This window comes from Brevundimonas sp. FV1ye4L, from assembly GCF_058681255.1.
The window spans coordinates 1,400,158-1,415,481 of the sequence record NZ_CM178734.1; the positions used below are offsets into that span (position 1 = coordinate 1,400,158).

General features: G+C 67.4%; 20 protein-coding genes. 8 read left to right on the forward strand and 12 right to left on the reverse strand.

The genetic code is table 11. From position 1 onward, the window contains the following. The first annotated feature begins 1 nt into the window (after nucleotide 1). Complete coding sequence (gene purQ / locus ACW17X_RS06760; RefSeq protein ID WP_304936844.1) at nucleotides 2-664, forward strand: phosphoribosylformylglycinamidine synthase subunit PurQ; 663 nt, start codon at nucleotides 2-4, stop codon at nucleotides 662-664. A gap of 92 nt (nucleotides 665-756) precedes the next feature. Next, on the forward strand, nucleotides 757-1,734 hold the full coding sequence (locus ACW17X_RS06765) for an endonuclease/exonuclease/phosphatase family protein (RefSeq protein WP_492100204.1): 978 nt from the start codon (nucleotides 757-759) through the stop codon (nucleotides 1,732-1,734). Nucleotides 1,735-1,740: 6 nt separating this feature from the next. Here ACW17X_RS06765 and ACW17X_RS06770 read toward each other — a convergent pair whose 3' ends face one another. Genes ACW17X_RS06770 through ACW17X_RS06780 form a run of 3 tightly spaced genes read right to left on the reverse strand, consistent with a single transcriptional unit; the run spans nucleotide 1,741 to nucleotide 3,516 of the window. Next, the gene (locus tag ACW17X_RS06770) at nucleotides 1,741-2,820 is read right to left on the reverse strand and encodes an aspartyl/asparaginyl beta-hydroxylase domain-containing protein (protein WP_492100205.1); all 1,080 of its coding nucleotides are present in this window, start codon (nucleotides 2,818-2,820) and stop codon (nucleotides 1,741-1,743) included. Nucleotides 2,821-2,877: 57 nt separating this feature from the next. After that, a complete protein-coding gene (locus ACW17X_RS06775; RefSeq protein ID WP_492100206.1) occupies nucleotides 2,878-3,060 on the reverse strand; it encodes a hypothetical protein in 183 nt (60 codons plus the stop codon). Between the two features lie 54 nt (nucleotides 3,061-3,114). Further along, a complete protein-coding gene (locus ACW17X_RS06780) occupies nucleotides 3,115-3,516 on the reverse strand; it encodes a hypothetical protein (RefSeq protein ID WP_492100207.1) in 402 nt (133 codons plus the stop codon). A 120-nt stretch (nucleotides 3,517-3,636) separates the two neighbouring features. Between ACW17X_RS06780 and ACW17X_RS06785 the strand changes: the two genes are divergently transcribed. Next, complete coding sequence (locus ACW17X_RS06785; protein WP_492100208.1) at nucleotides 3,637-4,428, forward strand: TspO-related membrane protein; 792 nt, start codon at nucleotides 3,637-3,639, stop codon at nucleotides 4,426-4,428. Here the strand turns inward: ACW17X_RS06785 and ACW17X_RS06790 are convergent. The 4 genes from ACW17X_RS06790 to ACW17X_RS06805 all read right to left on the reverse strand — a co-directional run bounded on the left by ACW17X_RS06790 (nucleotide 4,425) and on the right by ACW17X_RS06805 (nucleotide 5,530). Continuing rightward, nucleotides 4,425-4,676 (reverse strand): Tat pathway signal protein, encoded by a 252-nt coding sequence (locus tag ACW17X_RS06790; RefSeq protein ID WP_492100209.1) that lies wholly within the window; start codon nucleotides 4,674-4,676, stop codon nucleotides 4,425-4,427. The two genes, ACW17X_RS06785 and ACW17X_RS06790, sit on opposite strands and share 4 nt — an antisense overlap. Then, complete coding sequence (locus ACW17X_RS06795; protein ID WP_492100210.1) at nucleotides 4,676-4,819, reverse strand: hypothetical protein; 144 nt, start codon at nucleotides 4,817-4,819, stop codon at nucleotides 4,676-4,678. Before ACW17X_RS06795 ends, ACW17X_RS06790 begins: the two co-directional genes overlap by 1 nt. Before the next feature lie 61 nt (nucleotides 4,820-4,880). After that, entirely contained in the window at nucleotides 4,881-5,270 is a 390-nt protein-coding gene (locus tag ACW17X_RS06800) for a type II toxin-antitoxin system VapC family toxin (RefSeq protein ID WP_492100211.1), read from the reverse strand. Next, nucleotides 5,270-5,530, reverse strand: a complete 261-nt coding sequence (locus ACW17X_RS06805) for a type II toxin-antitoxin system VapB family antitoxin (RefSeq protein ID WP_492100212.1) — start codon at nucleotides 5,528-5,530, stop codon at nucleotides 5,270-5,272. The genes ACW17X_RS06800 and ACW17X_RS06805 overlap by 1 nt, the downstream gene beginning before the upstream one ends. Before the next feature lie 66 nt (nucleotides 5,531-5,596). On the opposite strand from ACW17X_RS06805, the gene purL reads away from it, so the two are divergent. The 5 genes from purL (at nucleotide 5,597) to ACW17X_RS06830 (ending at nucleotide 12,993) form a co-directional block, all read left to right on the forward strand. Further along, the gene (gene purL, locus ACW17X_RS06810; protein WP_492100213.1) at nucleotides 5,597-7,825 is read left to right on the forward strand and encodes a phosphoribosylformylglycinamidine synthase subunit PurL; all 2,229 of its coding nucleotides are present in this window, start codon (nucleotides 5,597-5,599) and stop codon (nucleotides 7,823-7,825) included. Beyond that, on the forward strand, nucleotides 7,822-8,175 hold the full coding sequence (locus ACW17X_RS06815; RefSeq protein WP_492100214.1) for a DUF305 domain-containing protein: 354 nt from the start codon (nucleotides 7,822-7,824) through the stop codon (nucleotides 8,173-8,175). Before purL ends, ACW17X_RS06815 begins: the two co-directional genes overlap by 4 nt. A gap of 606 nt (nucleotides 8,176-8,781) precedes the next feature. Further along, on the forward strand, nucleotides 8,782-10,170 hold the full coding sequence (locus ACW17X_RS06820) for a cytochrome P450 (RefSeq protein WP_492100215.1): 1,389 nt from the start codon (nucleotides 8,782-8,784) through the stop codon (nucleotides 10,168-10,170). Between the two features lie 91 nt (nucleotides 10,171-10,261). Further along, entirely contained in the window at nucleotides 10,262-11,338 is a 1,077-nt protein-coding gene (locus tag ACW17X_RS06825) for a glycosyltransferase family 4 protein (protein WP_492100216.1), read from the forward strand. A gap of 89 nt (nucleotides 11,339-11,427) precedes the next feature. Then, nucleotides 11,428-12,993, forward strand: a complete 1,566-nt coding sequence (locus ACW17X_RS06830) for an alkaline phosphatase D family protein (RefSeq protein WP_492100217.1) — start codon at nucleotides 11,428-11,430, stop codon at nucleotides 12,991-12,993. On the opposite strand, the gene ACW17X_RS06835 is transcribed toward ACW17X_RS06830, so the two are convergent. The 5 genes from ACW17X_RS06835 to vapB form a co-directional block, all read right to left on the reverse strand. Continuing rightward, on the reverse strand, nucleotides 12,945-13,298 hold the full coding sequence (locus tag ACW17X_RS06835; RefSeq protein WP_492100218.1) for a BlaI/MecI/CopY family transcriptional regulator: 354 nt from the start codon (nucleotides 13,296-13,298) through the stop codon (nucleotides 12,945-12,947). The two genes, ACW17X_RS06830 and ACW17X_RS06835, sit on opposite strands and share 49 nt — an antisense overlap. Continuing rightward, nucleotides 13,298-13,753: a MotA/TolQ/ExbB proton channel family protein gene (locus tag ACW17X_RS06840; protein ID WP_492100219.1), complete on the reverse strand. Its 456-nt coding sequence runs from the start codon at nucleotides 13,751-13,753 to the stop codon at nucleotides 13,298-13,300. Before ACW17X_RS06840 ends, ACW17X_RS06835 begins: the two co-directional genes overlap by 1 nt. Nucleotides 13,754-13,815: 62 nt before the next feature. Next, complete coding sequence (locus tag ACW17X_RS06845) at nucleotides 13,816-14,637, reverse strand: TIGR00282 family metallophosphoesterase (RefSeq protein WP_492100220.1); 822 nt, start codon at nucleotides 14,635-14,637, stop codon at nucleotides 13,816-13,818. Beyond that, nucleotides 14,634-15,068: a PIN domain-containing protein gene (locus tag ACW17X_RS06850; protein ID WP_492100221.1), complete on the reverse strand. Its 435-nt coding sequence runs from the start codon at nucleotides 15,066-15,068 to the stop codon at nucleotides 14,634-14,636. Before ACW17X_RS06850 ends, ACW17X_RS06845 begins: the two co-directional genes overlap by 4 nt. Further along, nucleotides 15,068-15,310, reverse strand: coding sequence for a type II toxin-antitoxin system VapB family antitoxin (vapB, locus tag ACW17X_RS06855; protein WP_492100222.1), 243 nt, complete (start codon nucleotides 15,308-15,310; stop codon nucleotides 15,068-15,070). Before vapB ends, ACW17X_RS06850 begins: the two co-directional genes overlap by 1 nt. Nucleotides 15,311-15,324: the final 14 nt, after the last annotated feature.

Here is a 15,324-nt window from a genome sequence, read left to right on the forward strand (position 1 = left end):
CATGAGCGCAGCCGTCATCGTCTTCCCCGGTTCCAACTGTGATCGCGACTGCAAGGTCGCCGTCGAACGCTCCACCGGCGAGCCCGTCTCGATGGTGTGGCACGCGGACACCGAACTACCTTCGGGCCTGGACCTGATCGTCATTCCCGGCGGCTTCTCCTACGGCGACTATCTGCGCTGCGGCGCCATGGCGGCCCAGTCGCCGGTGATGCAGGCGGTCAAGAAGGCTGCGGACGACGGCGTCGCCGTGGTCGGCATCTGCAACGGCTTCCAGATCCTGTGCGAGGCCGGACTGCTGCCCGGCGCCCTGCTGCGCAACAAGGGCCTGAAATACGTCTGCAAGCCCATCGCCCTGACCGTCGCCAACGGCCAGACCCGTTTCACCGCCGGCTATCAGGGCCAGCGCGAGGTGACGATGACCCAGGGCAACGGCGACGGAAACTTCTTCGCCGACGCCGAGACCCTGGCCCGGATCGAAGGCGAGGGTCAGGTCGTGTTCCGCTACGTCGACAACCCCAACGGCTCGGTCAACGACATCGCCGGCATCCAGAATGCGCGCGGCAATGTCCTGGGCATGATGCCCCACCCCGACCGCGCCTTCGAGGCCGAACTGGGCTCCGCCGACGGCGCGGTTCTGTTCCAGAGCATCTACGCGGCGGCTTGATCACTTAAAGACCCGCGTTCTCTCGCGCTTGTGACGCGCGATGATCGCGTTCTCCGCTAACCTGAAGATGCATCAGCGTCTTGGGGGCGATCATGGCGACAATTCTCGACCCACTGCCCCAGGCGGTCCGCGATGACCTGGATCGGCTGAACGCCCTGCTCGACGCCGTTCCGCCCAAGACGGCCGGCGACAATCTGCTGATGGCCACCTGGAACATCCGCGGCTTCGGCAGTCTGACCGAGAAATGGGAAAGCGAGGAGGGCGACAGCCCCCGCCGCGACTTCCACGCCGCCGTCCTGATCGCGGCGGTGCTCGAACGGTTCGACGTCATCGCGGTGCAGGAGGTAAAGGCCAATCTGCGCGCCCTGCGCCATGTGCTCAAGAAGCTGGGGCCCGACTTCGGCTTCCTGATGACCGACGTCACATACGGCGATCCCGGCAATGACGAGCGCCTGGCCTATATCTACGACGCTCGGCGGCTGAAACCCTCCGGTCTGGCCTGCGAGCTGGTGGTGCCCGAGGATCTGGACACTCCCTACGCCACCCCCGCCAACGCCTTTCAGCGCCAGTTCGTCCGCACCCCCTACGCCGTCAGCTTCAACGCCTCCGGCAAGACCTTCGTCCTCGTCACCCTGCACATCGTCTATGGCGAGAAGGGCGCGGACCGCGTCGCCGAACTGACCGCCATCGCCAAATGGCTGCGCCACTGGGCCGAGTCGATGGACGACTACGGCCAGAACCTGATCTGTATGGGCGACTTCAACATCGACCGCCACGGCGACCCGCTGTGGCAGGCCTTCACCTCGACCGGCCTGGTCACCGCCCCCGGCCTGGAAAAGGTGCCGCGCACCCTCAGCTCCTCGCTCGAACGACCCGACCTGGCCAGCTTCTTCGACCAGATCGCCTGGTTCGAACGGCGCAAGGACGGCAGACCCTATCTCTCGCTGAAATTCCGGAAGGCCGGCGGCCTCAACTTCCAGCGCGTGGTCCTGCCCCACCTGACCCGCACCCAGCTGTCCTGGCGGATCAGCGACCACTATCCGCTGTGGGTCGAGTTCGGGCTGGACTGACCCCCTTCAGGTCCCCAGCTTCGGCGTCGTCCCGCCCCCGGCGTCGATGGCGTCGAACAGGGCGCTGATAAGCCCCTGCTCTTCCTCGGTGATCTCCGGCTTCCAGACGTCGAAGATCAGGATGGTCCGGTCCTGGCCGCTGTCGTTCCAGGCCTCGTGCTCGATCGTGTCGTCGAAGGCCCAGGCCTGGCCCTCCTCCCACTGACGCAGGTCAGACCCCACCCGGAACCAGGACCCCGGCGGCGCCACCAGCGGCAGGTGGCAGATCAGGCGTGTATTGATCAGCCCGTGATGCGGCGGGATCCGCGCGCCCGCCGCCAGTTTCGAAAACAGGATCGACGGCGAACGCCCTGGAATGATGCTCAGCGGCGCGGCCTCCAGCGCCTTCAGGGTCTGCGGACACCGCGCCGCGATCTCGGGAACCACCACGCCGTCCTTCCACAGGAAGACCGCGCTCCATTCCGGGTTCTCTAGCATCCCCGCCTGTCCGCTGCGCGGCCGGTTGGATCGATCCTCCACATAGGGCGCGAACAGGCTCGGCTCGGCGAGCACCGCCTCCAGCTCGGCCCGGATGGCGGGCGCCGCCGCCTCGATCTCCGCCAGCCAGGGCGTGTCGGCGCGGGGCTGGAACTGCACCTGCGGCAGGCCCGGAAACAGATAGAATTTCGGCTGCTGCTGATAGAGCGGCTTGCGTCCGGTCAGCAGGTCCAGCGACAGGGCGAACCGCGGACTGGACCGCGTTTCGTCGAACCCCCGCGCCTTCACCCCGGCGATCAGGTCGTCTTCGAAGCGGCGTTTCATGTCCGCCAGCGCCTGCTGCGCCCGCTGCAGTTCGCCCCTCAGTTCGGGCGCCGCGCCCCGCTGCTGCGCGCTGGCCAGAGCCGCACCGTAGAATGTCGAGGCGGAACGCGGATCGCCACGGGCGGCCAAGGCGTCAGCCTTGAGAATCAAGCCCAGGATATTCCGCCCATCAGCCTGAAGCACCCGCTCGGCCGCCGCGAACGCCGCCTCCGTTTCCCCTCGCGAACGGGCGGACAGGGCCTCACGAAGAAGCGCATCCAGGGCGACGGCGGGGTTCGCGTTCATAGGTTACATGAACGCCGATCATCGAACCCCCGTCAAGCAATCGACGGCCCGATCGGATCAGTCCGGACGCGCCGACTGTCCATTCTCCAGCTCTTCATCCTCGTCAGCCGTGGCGACGCCGCCGGGCTCGCGCTGGGCGGCCAGTTCGCGGGCGCCCACGCCCTGACCCTGTTCTATCGCGTGATTGGCCTCGACCTCGTCGGTTTCGAAGCGGGGGGTGTCATCGTCGCGGTCGGCCATTTCGGTCTCCAGTTCGTGCTGGTCTGACAACCAGCCGCCGCCCCGCCGGTTCCGCTAACGACCGAAGAAGGGATCCAGACTGGCGCGCGACAGCGGACGAAAGACCAGGAACTGCCCCGCGACGCTGACCGTCGCCTCATGCGCCTGCGGGCGCTGTAACACCGCCGGATCATCCAGCGACACCGCCCGACCCGAAGACAGGTCGCGGACATCCAGCGTCGGCATGACCGGCCGACCATTCGCCGTCGCCAGCGCCGCCAGAAAGGCGCGAACCTCCAGCGCCTGCTGCTGCGGCGTCGCCGCCAGCCGCACCCGCGCCCACGCCGCCTGCGCCGACGCCGTCAGCACCACCGTCTGTTCGGTCTGTGTCGTCGTCTGGGCCTGCCCCGCCGTCGCGACCACGCACCCCGTCGTTGCGACCAGAACCAGGATCAGACGTGCGGCGGAGTTCCTCATGGCCGCAGCCCAGCACGCGAACCGCGCTTTCGGCAAGCTTCACATTTCGCCTCGATACGGTGAACCTTCCGGCCTCTCAGCGCGTACACTCAACCTGACCGCCGCCGTATCGGAATCCGCATGTCCTCGATCCTCCGCCCCACCCCCGCCCAGCGGACCCGCCGTCTGGTGGTCCTAGCCGCCGCCGTCTTCGCCCTGGTGGTGCCTATGGTGCAGAATCTGGCCGGTCTGGGCCTGACCCAGGCCGAGTTTGCGGCGGATGGAAACTCCACCCTGCGCGTCGCCGGCTACGCCTTCTCGATCTGGGGGCTGATCTATCTGGGCCTGCTGGCCTACGCCGTCCGTCAGGTGTTGCCCCAGACGGGCGAGAGCACTCTGATCAACCGGATGGGCTGGCCGTCGGCCGTGGCCTTCTTCGGGATCGGCATGTGGATCGTCGTCGCCGCCCTGAACCTGAAGGCGGCCAGCGTCATCGTCATCTTCGCCTCCCTGATCGCCCTGCTCGCGCCGCTGGCGGCCTATTCCGGCTCCATCCGGGCGCTCAGCCGAACGGATCGCGACCGACTGCTGCTGGTCTGGCCCCTGGCGGCGCTCGCGGGCTGGCTGACGGTGGCCGCGCCGCTGAACCTGATCACCACCCTGACCGCCTTCGAGGCCCTGCCGGCCGCTCTGTCGCCCAGCGCCTGGGCCATCCTGGCCATCGTCGTGACCACCGGCGTCGCCCTGGCGGTGACGGCGAGCCTGCGGACCATCGCCTATCCCCTGCCGACGGCCTGGGGCCTGCTCGGCGCCTTCGTCGCCGAACAGACCGACAAGCCGGCGGTCGCCTTCACCGCCTTGGCCGGGGCCATCGTTCTGTTGGTTGGCGGCGTGCTGCTGGCCTTCCGGCTGAAACCAGGGGTCGAGCGTTAGGGCTCCTTGCCGGGCGTGACGGGCGTATCGGCCGTCGGGTGTTCGTCGGCGCCGACATCAAAAGCGCCGGTCTCCTGAAATCCGACGCTACCGATCCCGGTCGCCTGTCCGGTCAGCCGCTGCCGGCGACTAATCATCGCCTGCTCAGGCGCGGCCTTGTCCATTTCTCGTGTGGTCTCAGGATCATTGGACCGATCCATCTGCTGGCCGGTAGCCGGCGTGACCTTTGTGGAGGGGGTGGAGGACATCAGATGCCCTCCCCCTCGTTTTTGACTTCATCTTCGTTCTGCGCCTGCTCGGCCATGGCCGAGGCGCCGGCGTCGTCGGCGGCGACCTCGGGCAGATCCTCGTCTTCCGGGGTTGCGGCGGGGTCGATGGGGGTGTCGGTCATGACGAAAACTCCGTGTTGGCTACACACGAAATGACACCCGAGCCCCAGACGTTCCCCTCGCTCAGATCGTGATCGCCACGTCCGTCTTCGAAAAGTCGTCGCCCTTGAACAGCAGCGGTTCCCCGCTGCTCAGGCTCAGCGCATAGGCGAAACAGTCGCCATAGTTGAGCCGCGCCGGATGCCGCCCCTTGCCGAACCGCACAATGGCCTCGCAGGCGATCCGCATCTGCGCCTGATCGACGGGGACCAGGTCCAGCCGGTACTCCTCCCCAAGACGCTCGAGCACGGGCCGGGCGTCCACGCCGAGCCGGGACGTCAGCACCGCCGCCAGTTCGACCCAGGTCGCGACACTGACCCGGCGCGTCGTGGCCGACCGAATCCGCTCATCGAACGCGGCCGCTTCCGGCTCTCTCAGAACAATGGCGACGAAGGCGGAGGTGTCGATGACCATCAGCGCGGCAGACCGTGCTCGTCGTACATCTCGTCATCGATTTCTTGAAGAGAGCGGCCATCGCCGGGCGGCAGGGTCCGCAGATAGGCGAACAGGGCCTCGCGCTTCCTGGCCCGCTCCGCCGCCGCCTCGTCGGCGGTCAACTCCTTCCAGGCCTTGTCCAGAGCGATGTCGATGGCCTCGGTCAGGCTGACCCCCAGCCGCTCGGCGACGGCGCGCGCCTTGCGCTCCGTCTCGGCGCGCTTGATGCTGAGGCCCATTCTAGAACTCCCAAAATACTGTCTAGAATATAGCCTATCGGCCCATCTGCGGCTAGAAGCCCCGCCATGAGCGCTCCCCAGAAGAACCCCGCCAAGACGATGGCCGAACTGGCCGCCGAATACGGCCTGGCCCCGAACGAATATCAGGTCGTCCTCGACCGGCTGGGCCGAGAGCCCAACCATGTCGAACTGGGCGTCTTCTCGGTCATGTGGTCCGAGCACTGCTCGTACAAATCCTCCAAGATCCACCTGGGCAAGTTCCCGACCACCGGCGATCGCGTCATCTGCGGGCCGGGCGAGAACGCCGGGGTGATCGACATCGACGACGGCGACGCCTGCATCTTCAAGATGGAGAGCCACAACCACCCCTCCTATATCGAGCCCTATCAGGGCGCGGCGACGGGCGTGGGCGGCATCATGCGCGACGTCTTCACCATGGGCGCCCGGCCGGTGGCCCTGCTGAACGCCCTGCGCTTCGGCGATCCGTCGCACGAGAAGACCAAACGTCTGGTCAAGGGCGTCGTCTCCGGCATCGGCGGCTACGGCAACTGCGTCGGCGTGCCGACCGTGGCGGGCGAGACCAATTTCCACGCCGGCTACAACGGCAACATCCTGGTCAACGCCATGTGCGTCGGCCTGGCCAAGGCCGACAGCATCTTCTATTCGGCCGCGCCCTCGGCGGGCCTGTCGGTCGTCTATTTCGGCTCCAAGACCGGCCGCGACGGCATCCATGGCGCGACCATGTCCTCGGCCGAGTTCGACGATGAGTCGGAATCCAAACGCCCCACCGTCCAGGTCGGCGACCCCTTCGCCGAGAAGCTGCTGATCGAGGCCACCCTCGAACTGATGGCCTCAGGCGCCGTCGCCGCCATCCAGGACATGGGCGCGGCCGGCCTGACCTCCTCCTCGGTCGAAATGGCCGGCAAGGGCGGCGTCGGCATCGAACTGAACATGGACGCCGTGCCCCAGCGCGAAGAGGGCATGACCGCCTATGAGATGATGCTGTCGGAAAGCCAGGAGCGGATGCTGGCGGTCCTCAAGCCCGGCCGCGAGGCCGATGGCGAACGCATCTTCAAGAAATGGGGTCTGGACGCCGCCACCATCGGCGTCACCACCGACACCGGCCGTCTGGTGCTGAAGCATCACGGCGAGACCGTCTGCGACGTGCCCCTGGCGCCCCTGTTCGACGACGCCCCCCTGTACGACCGCCCCTGGGTCCAGCCGGAACTGCAGCCCAGGCTGAACCCTTCCGACATCCCCGCGCCCGAAAACTGGGCCGATGCGGTGATGAAGGTGATCGCCTGCCCCGACATGGCGTCCAAACGCTGGATCTGGGAACAGTACGACCGCCACGTCATGGCCGACACGCTGCAGGACTCGGCCACCGGCGCCGACGCCGGCGTGGTCCGCGTCCACGGCACGGACAAGGGTCTGGCCGTCACCAGCGACTGCACCCCCCGCTATGTCCAGAACGACCCCTATGAGGGCGGCAAACAAGCCGTGGCCGAGGCCTGGCGCAACCTGACCGCCGTCGGCTCGCGCCCCATCGCCATCACCGACAACCTCAACTTCGGCAACCCGCAGCGCCCCGAGATCATGGGCCAGATCGTCCGCGCCATCGACGGCATGGCCGAGGCCTGCCGCGAACTCGCCTTCCCGGTCGTGTCCGGCAACGTCAGCCTGTATAACGAGACCAACGGCGTCGCCATTCCGCCCACCCCGACCGTCGGCGCCGTCGGCCTGCTGCCCAACTACGACGTGGTCACCAACTTCTCGACCATGGCGGCCGGCGACACCCTGGTCCTGATCGGCCAGACCGTCGGCGAACTGGGCGCCTCCATCTATCTGCGCGAGGTTCTGGGCCGCGAGGACGGCGCTCCGCCGCCCGTCGATCTGAAGCTGGAAAAGAAGACCGGCGACTTCGTGCGCGACCTGATCGAGGCCGGCGACCTGACCGTGGTTCATGACCTCTCCGACGGCGGCCTGATCGGCGCCGCCGCCGATCTGGTCCTAGCCTCGGACGTCGGCGTGACCCTCGACGCCTCCAGCGCGACCCACGCCCACATCTTCCTGTTTGGCGAGGACCAGGCCCGCTACCTGGTCGCAGTCCCCGACGCCGACGCCCTGATCGCCAAGGCCCAGGCCGCCGGCCTCCACGCCTCGGTCGTCGGCCACGCCGGCGGCGACGCCTTCGGCTCGAAGGGCGACAAGGGCGAACTGTTCAGCATCCCCGTCGCCCACCTGCGCGAATGGCACGAAGGCTGGATGCCGGGCTGGCTCGGCGACGCCGCATGATCCGCACCGCCCCGCCGATCGCGCTGCTCCTCGTGCTAGGGGCCTGCGACGGCGGCGGCGATCCGGTGCAGCAGGCGCTACGTGAAGCGTCGGCCGCCAACCAGGCGGCGGCGACCCGCACCACGGCCGAAATGCAGGCAGCGGCCCAGACTGCGGATCAGACTGCGGATCAGGCCTATGTCGCCAAGATGATCGCCAACCACGAAAGCGCCGTCGCCACGGCCCGGGTCGCCCTGCGCGACAGCCGCGACCCGGAAATCCGCCGCATGGCCCAGATGGTCATCGACACTCGAACGCGTGAGATCGCCGAAATGAAGACCTGGGCGCCGACCGCCCCTAAGGCGAACTGAACTTGGCTAAGGGATCCTATCCCGGCGGCGGAAAACGGGCGCGTCCTCCCGGTTCCAAAACTGCGCCGACGGGACGTCTTGCCGAGCGGAAGCCGGGGCGGCCTGCCGCACGGACGCCGTCCAAGCCTTCACAGATCACGAGAGACGAACTGAAGCACTTCAGTTTTCGCGGTCGATCCAAAGAGGCGTTTCTGGATGAGCTCGATCCGTGGCTCCGCGCCTGTTTCAAGAACGGCTTCACCCGGCCCAACGAGATCGCCGGCCTTCTGAACAAATTGGGGAAGATGACCGCCTGCGGCCAACCGTGGACGCCTCACCTTGTCTGGGGTCTTCAACGCTTCCTGTTCGAGCGACGCGAGAAGCGCAGAGCCGCTCAATCGGGTGAAGCGGCGCCGGCGGCCCCGGTTTTGAAGCCCGCAGCCTCAGGCCAGGGCTCGAAAGATTTGAGCGCGGACGACATGGCGCGACTGCTCGGCGCGATCGGCAGGGCGTCGCCTTCTCGTTGACGTCGTACTGGTCCACTATGCTTCATGAACGCATGCACCAGATCGCGCGTTTTAGGGACGACGCGCCCGGCTGACGGGCGATTTGCACAGGGAGCGTCTTATGGACGCGACGACCGCCGACACCATCTTCCGCCCCGCCGTCCCGCCCCGTCGCACCGGCGGCCCCCTGCCCCTGCTGCCCTTCCTGTGGATCAGCTGGCGCGACCCGATCCGCATGTGGTCAGAGCGGCATTTCACCGAGCCGCAGCTGCACGGGAACAGCGCTTTCGGCGAGATTCTGGTGGTCAGCCACCCCGAGGGCGTCCGCCACGTCCTGACCGAGAACGCCGCCAACTACGTCAAGGGCGACCTGCAACGCCGCGTCCTGGGCCCCATGCTCGCCGAAGGCCTGCTGCTGACCGAGGGCGACATATGGCGTCGCGCCCGCCGCATCCTGGCCCCGCTCTTCACCCCCGCCAAGATGGCCACCCTAAACGCCCGCATGGCCGAGGTCTGCCAGGCCCGCGTCGCCGGCTGGTCCCTGTCCGCGCGCGGCCGGGTGCTGGATATCGACAGCGAGATGTCCGGCCTGACCTTCGACATCCTGTCCGCCACCATGTTCTCGGACGAGTTGGGCGGCGAGGCGCGCGGGTTCGAGCGCGCCCTGAACCAGTTCCTGGCCAATGGCGCTCGCATCGATCCGCTGGACGTGCTGGGCGCGCCGGACTGGGCCCCGCGCCTGGGCCGTCTCGCCAGCTTCCGCTCGGCCCGCTTCTTCGAACAGCGCGTCACCACACTGGTCGAAGCCCGCCGCGCCCGCATCGAGTCCGGCGACACCCCGCCCGACGACCTGCTCAGCGCCCTGCTGCTGGCCCGCGACGAGAATGGAGGGCCCGGCCTGTCGGACGAAGAGGTCGCCGCCAACATCCTGACCTTCATCCTGGCGGGGCACGAGACCACCGCCCGCGCCCTCGGCTGGACCCTGCACCTGCTGTCGCGCCAGCCCGAATACCTCGCCCGCCTGCAAGCCGAGGCCGACGCCTTCGACGTCTCCGATCCCAAATGGGCCGACGCCCTGCCCTGGACCCGCGCGGTGCTGGACGAGACCATGCGCCTGTTCCCGCCCGCCCCGACCATGGCGCGCAAGGCCCTGGCCGACGACGAGATCGGCGGCCAGCCGATCAAGGCCGGCGCCACGGTCATCATCTCGCCGTGGATCCTGCAACGCCACAGCCTGCTGTGGGACGACCCCGACGCCTTCAAGCCCGAACGCTTCCTGCCGCAGAACCGCAAGTCCATCGACCGCTACGCCTACATCCCCTTCAGCGCCGGCCCCCGTGTCTGCATCGGCGCCGCCTTCGCCATCCAGGAGGCGATGATCGCCCTGGCCGCCATCCTGCGCGCCGCCGAGGTCGAGGCCCCGACCACGGTCGAGCCCCGTCCCGTCCACCAGATCACCCTGCGCAGCCGCGACCCCATGCGCCTTCGACTGCGCGCACGACGACGCTAGGCGAAGGGCCGACGGGCCACCGTTTACAAATCCGTCGCCGACAGGACACAAACCGCCTATAGGCGGCGAAAGTCTCTTTTCGGAACGTCCCGTGCGCACCGCCGTCCTCCTGCCCCCCGGCTGCCGCTTTTCCGAAGCCCAGCCCAATTCGATGGAGACGGTGGTCCGGACCTTGCGGACCACGGGGGGAAAGAACGAGACGCGGATCTTCTGCTGCGAAGGCGGGGAAGACCACTCAGCGCCCGGCGTCGTCGCCCTGCCCCACAGCGGCCGTCAGCAGGCCCTGTTCGCCGCCCTTGAAGCGTTCAAACCCGACCTGATCGAACACCACCAGCAGGTCAAACAGGCCCTCAGCGTCTCCGCACGCTTCCCCAAGGCCGCCCACCTCCTGTATCGGCACAACGCCCTGAAGCCGGCCCGCCATCTGCTGGACCGCTGGCGCTATGCGGCACGCTACGCCCGGATGGACGGCTTCATCTTCGTCAGTCTCGCCGAGCGGGACGCCTTCGCCCGCACCTTTCCTGCCCTCGCCGACCGCGCCCACGCCCTGCCCAACGCCATCGACGCCGCCGCCTGGTTCGCCTCGCCCGACGACCGCCATCCGGTCATCGCCTTCGCCGGCCGCGCCATGCCGGAAAAGGGGCTGGACGTCCTGTGCGCCGCCCTGCCCGCCGTGCTCGACGCCCATCCCGACTGGCGCGCGGTGCTGATGTTGAACGACTGGGACAAACACGCCGCCTGGGCCGCGCCCCACCTCGCCCCGCTTGAACGCTACGGCGCCCGCGTCGCCGTCCTGCATTCGGCCCGCCTGTCGGAGGTGCGCGACCAGATGAAGACCGCCGCCGTCGCTCTGACCCCCTCGGTCTGGGACGAGCCCTTCGGCCTGACGGCGGTCGAGGCCCATGCGGCCGGCGCGGCCCTGATCTCGTCCGGCCGGGGCGGCCTGCGCGAGGCCAGCGGGCCCCATGCCCTCTATGTCGACGCGGTCACGCCCGAGACCCTCACTGCGGCCATGGAGCGTCTGATCCAGAACCCGGACGAACGCCTCGCCCTGGCGTGCGCGGGACAGCGGCATGTGATGGACGCCCATACGCCCCGACAACGGGCCGCCGAGCTGGAGCAGATCCGAAAAGCCGTCGCCCTGTCGCGACGCCGCTCGGCCGCCTGACGCCCGAAACGACGCCCCCGCCCGGCGACGCGGGTGTAAAATCTGTCACATCGGGGCGATAGAGCCAGACTTCAGTTCGGGGATATTCGATGACCACGCTCGCCCTCTCCCGCCGGTCCATGCTCGCCGCCTTCGGGGGCGGTCTGGCCCTGTCGCCGACCGGCCCCGCCCTGGCCCAGGCCGTCTTCGACGTGAACCCCTTCCGACTGGGCGTGACGGCCGGCGATCCCCTGCCCGACGGCTTCGTCATCTGGACACGCCTGGCCCCTGACCCCGTCGCCTACGGCTCCGGCATGCCCCGTGCGCCCGTCGCCGTAAAATGGGAGGTCGCCGCCGACCGCGGCTTCAACACCGTCGTCCGATCCGGCGAGGTGATCGCCCGGCCAGAACTGGGCCACTCAGTCCACGTCGAGGTCGAGGGGCTGGAGCCCGCCCACCCCTACTTCTACCGCTTCCAGTGCGGGACCGAGCGCAGCGGCGTCGGTCGCGCCAAAACCGCCCCCCTGGCCGGCGCCTCCGTCTCGGCCGTCCGCTTCGGCGTCGCCGGCTGCCAGGCCTATGAGAGCGGCTACTACACCGCCCACCGCAAGATGGCGGAAGAGGATCTGGATTTCATCTTCTGCTACGGCGACTACATCTATGAAGGCCGCGGCAACCCCATCTATCAGTCCGGCGCCGGCCCCCAGGACAACACCCGCGTCCACCTGGGCGGCGAGATCTACAGCCTCGACGACTATCGCCGCCGCTATTCCCAGTACACGATGGATGCGGACCTCCAGGCCTCGCGCGCCTCGGCCGCCTGGTTCTGCACCTATGACGACCACGAGGTCGACAACAACTGGGTCGGCGACATCGATCAGGACGGCGCCCCGCCTGAAGTCTTCCTGCTGCGCCGCGCCGCCGCCATGCAGGCCTTCTACGAGTTCATGCCGATGCGGAAGTCAGCCTTCCCGCGCGGCGTCGCCATGCAGGCCTATCGCCGGGCCCAGTACGGCGACCTGCTGGACATCGCCTTCCTCGACACCCGCCAGTACCGCACGGACCAGCCCTGCGGCGACCGCTACAACGCCACCTGCCCCGGCATAAATGCGACCGAGGCCCAGGTGCTGGGCGACGCCCAGGAAGCCTGGCTGCTGACCAACCTCGACCGCTCGAAGGCCCGGTGGAAGGCCCTGGCCCAGCAGGTCATGATGATGGATCTGAACCGCAACACCTCCGGCGGCCAGGGGATCAACACCGACAGCTGGGCCGGCTACCGCGTGCCCCGCAACCGTCTGCTGCGCCACATCCGCGACCGCCGCATCGACAATGTCGTGGTCCTGACCGGCGACGAGCATCAGAACTACGCCGGCGGCCTGTGGCTGGACGGCAGCCAACCCGAGGGCGCCCCCATCGCGGTCGAGTTCGTCTCGACCTCGATCAGCTCCGGCGGCGACGGCTCGGACCGCGGCTCCGACTATGACCGCTTCCTCTCGGCCAATCCCCAGCTGAAGTTCCGCAACACCCAGCGCGGCTATGTGGTCTGCGAAGCCACGCCGAACCTCTGGACCACCCAGTTCAAGGTGTTGGACAAGGTGTCGGACCGCTCGGGCGTGCTGACGACCCGTCAGACCCTGGTGGTCGAGGCGGGGTCGAACACGCTCACCGCCGCCTGATCCTTGAGGTAAAGCGTCAGACGTTCGCGATCACCTTCGAAAAGACGGTCGACGAACGCCTGTACCTCATAGTCGAGATAGTCTTCCCGGCTGACCTGGGGGACATAGACCAGAACGCCCGACGTCTTGTCGGATCGGATGATCTCCTTGCGCATCAGCCGGTTAAGCAAAGTCTTGATGGTGGCGTCCCCCCACGACTGCTCCTTTCGGACTTCCTCGAGCAAGGCCTTGGGCGACAAGGCTCCCCTCCGCCAAAGCGCGGCCATGACCGCGCTTTCGGCTTCGGTGATCGCAGCGCGCAGCATCAGGCGTTCAGAACGGCGCGATCGATACGAGCATCGACCGCCCAATTGCACGCCACAGCCACCACGCCGACGAGAAGTCCGAGCACCAAGACCAGGGTGGCTTCCGCCAGCCCCGGCGCCAGCACTTCTAACGGAACCGGGCGCCCCACCCCGGCTATGGCGAGAAACCCCCACAGGGCGTTCAGACCGGCCCCCACGAGACCCAACAAAGGACCAGCAAAACGTAGGGCGGACAGATAGGCGGAGCCGCCGCTGATATTTGGCGAAAGCAGTTTGCGCCCTGTGATTACAACTGCAGCGACCATCGATGCGCAAAGCACCAGCATCATCAGCTTGATCGGAATCGCCGCATCGAAAAACACCGTCGCCGCCGTAAAGTCAGAGCCTGCGAAAGCGGGCGAAGACATGCCGATCAGCGGAACGGACGCCGGCAGAACGAGATAGGCACGTGACATGACGTTCTCCAAGATTACGTTTGTAATCTTTCGAAACTACACGCGTAATCCGTTCCGTCAAGCTACAAAACCGGCACCGCCTGGCTCAGCCGCCCGCCGACCCGGATCGGCTCGACCCGCGTCGCCAGCCCCGTCTTGTCGTCGGTCTCCACAAAGACGCCGCACACGGTCGCCGGACCGGACGCGGGCGTATAGCGCCCACCCGACAGCCGGGTGGTGAAGCGGCGCAGCGGCTCTTCCTTCTCGTTGCCGATGACGCTGTCATAGTCGCAGCAGCCGCCGGCGTCGGTCTGATAGGCCGTGCCGCCCGGCAGGATCTGGCAGTCGGCGGTCGGAACGTGGGTATGGGTGCCGACCACCAGCGACGCTCGCCCGTCGCAGAAATGGCCCATGGCCATCTTCTCGCTGGTCGCCTCGCAGTGCATGTCGACGATCACCGCGTCGGCCACAGCCCCCATGGGCGCCGCCGCCAGCTCGCGTTCCACGGCCCCGAACGGATCGTCCATCGGGTCCATATGCACCCGGCCCAGCACATTCATCACCAGGACGGTGCGGCCCGTGTCCGTCTCGAACAGATTGGCCCCGGCGCCCGGCGCATCCATCAGGCGCGGATAGTTGGCCGGCCGGATCAGGCGCGGCTCGCGCACGATATAGGTCAGGGCCTCGCGCTGATCCCACGAGTGATTGCCCAGGGTCAGGCAGTCGCCCCCCGCCATGAACAGCTCGCGCGCCGTATTCTCGGTAATGCCGAACCCGCCGGCGGCGTTCTCCGCATTGATCACCACGAAGTCGAGCTTCAGGTCGCGCTTCAGGCCCGGAAGATGATCGCTGATCCCGTCGCGGCCGGACTTGCCGATAACGTCGCCGAAAAACGCCAGTCTCATTTGACGCCCGGCGCGTTCGGACCCGCAGGCCAGTCTTCGACCCGCAAGCCTTCGACGCGTTCGAACTCGCGCAGATTACCCGTCACCAGGATCAGACCCCGACTACGGGCGTGCCCCGCAATCAGAATGTCGTTTGAACCGATCAATTCGCCGCGCCTTTTCAAATTGGCCTTGATGTCGGCCGCGTGTTCGGCCGCAGCCGCATCGAAATCAAGCACGGTCATCCGCGCCAGTAGTCTTTTGGCCTGTTCTCGCCGCTGCTCGGGCCGCTCAGACACGGCCGCGCCATACAGAAGCTCCATCGCCACAATGGTCGACGCCGCAATGGAATCGGCCGCATCGTTCAGCCGGTCCGCCAGGGGCCCGCTCAGAAACGGCCTGTTTCTCAGAATTCGGACACAGACATTGGTGTCCAGGCTGTAGCGCAGCATCAGAATTCCACGACGGAATCGTCGATCGAATCTTCAGGCTCGCAAATATCTATGCCGGGCTCGGCCAGAAAATCGGTCCAGACCGCGTCCGCAGGCACAAGAAGCAGGCTTCGCCCCTCCTGTATGACGCGCAACTCTTTCACGTCATCGGGAAAGGCCACGGCCTTGGGCAACCGCACCGCCTGCGAGCGGTTGGACATGAAGATCGAAGCCTTCAGCGGCGCTTTCCACGGGGCGTTCATTTCGAAATGATGGG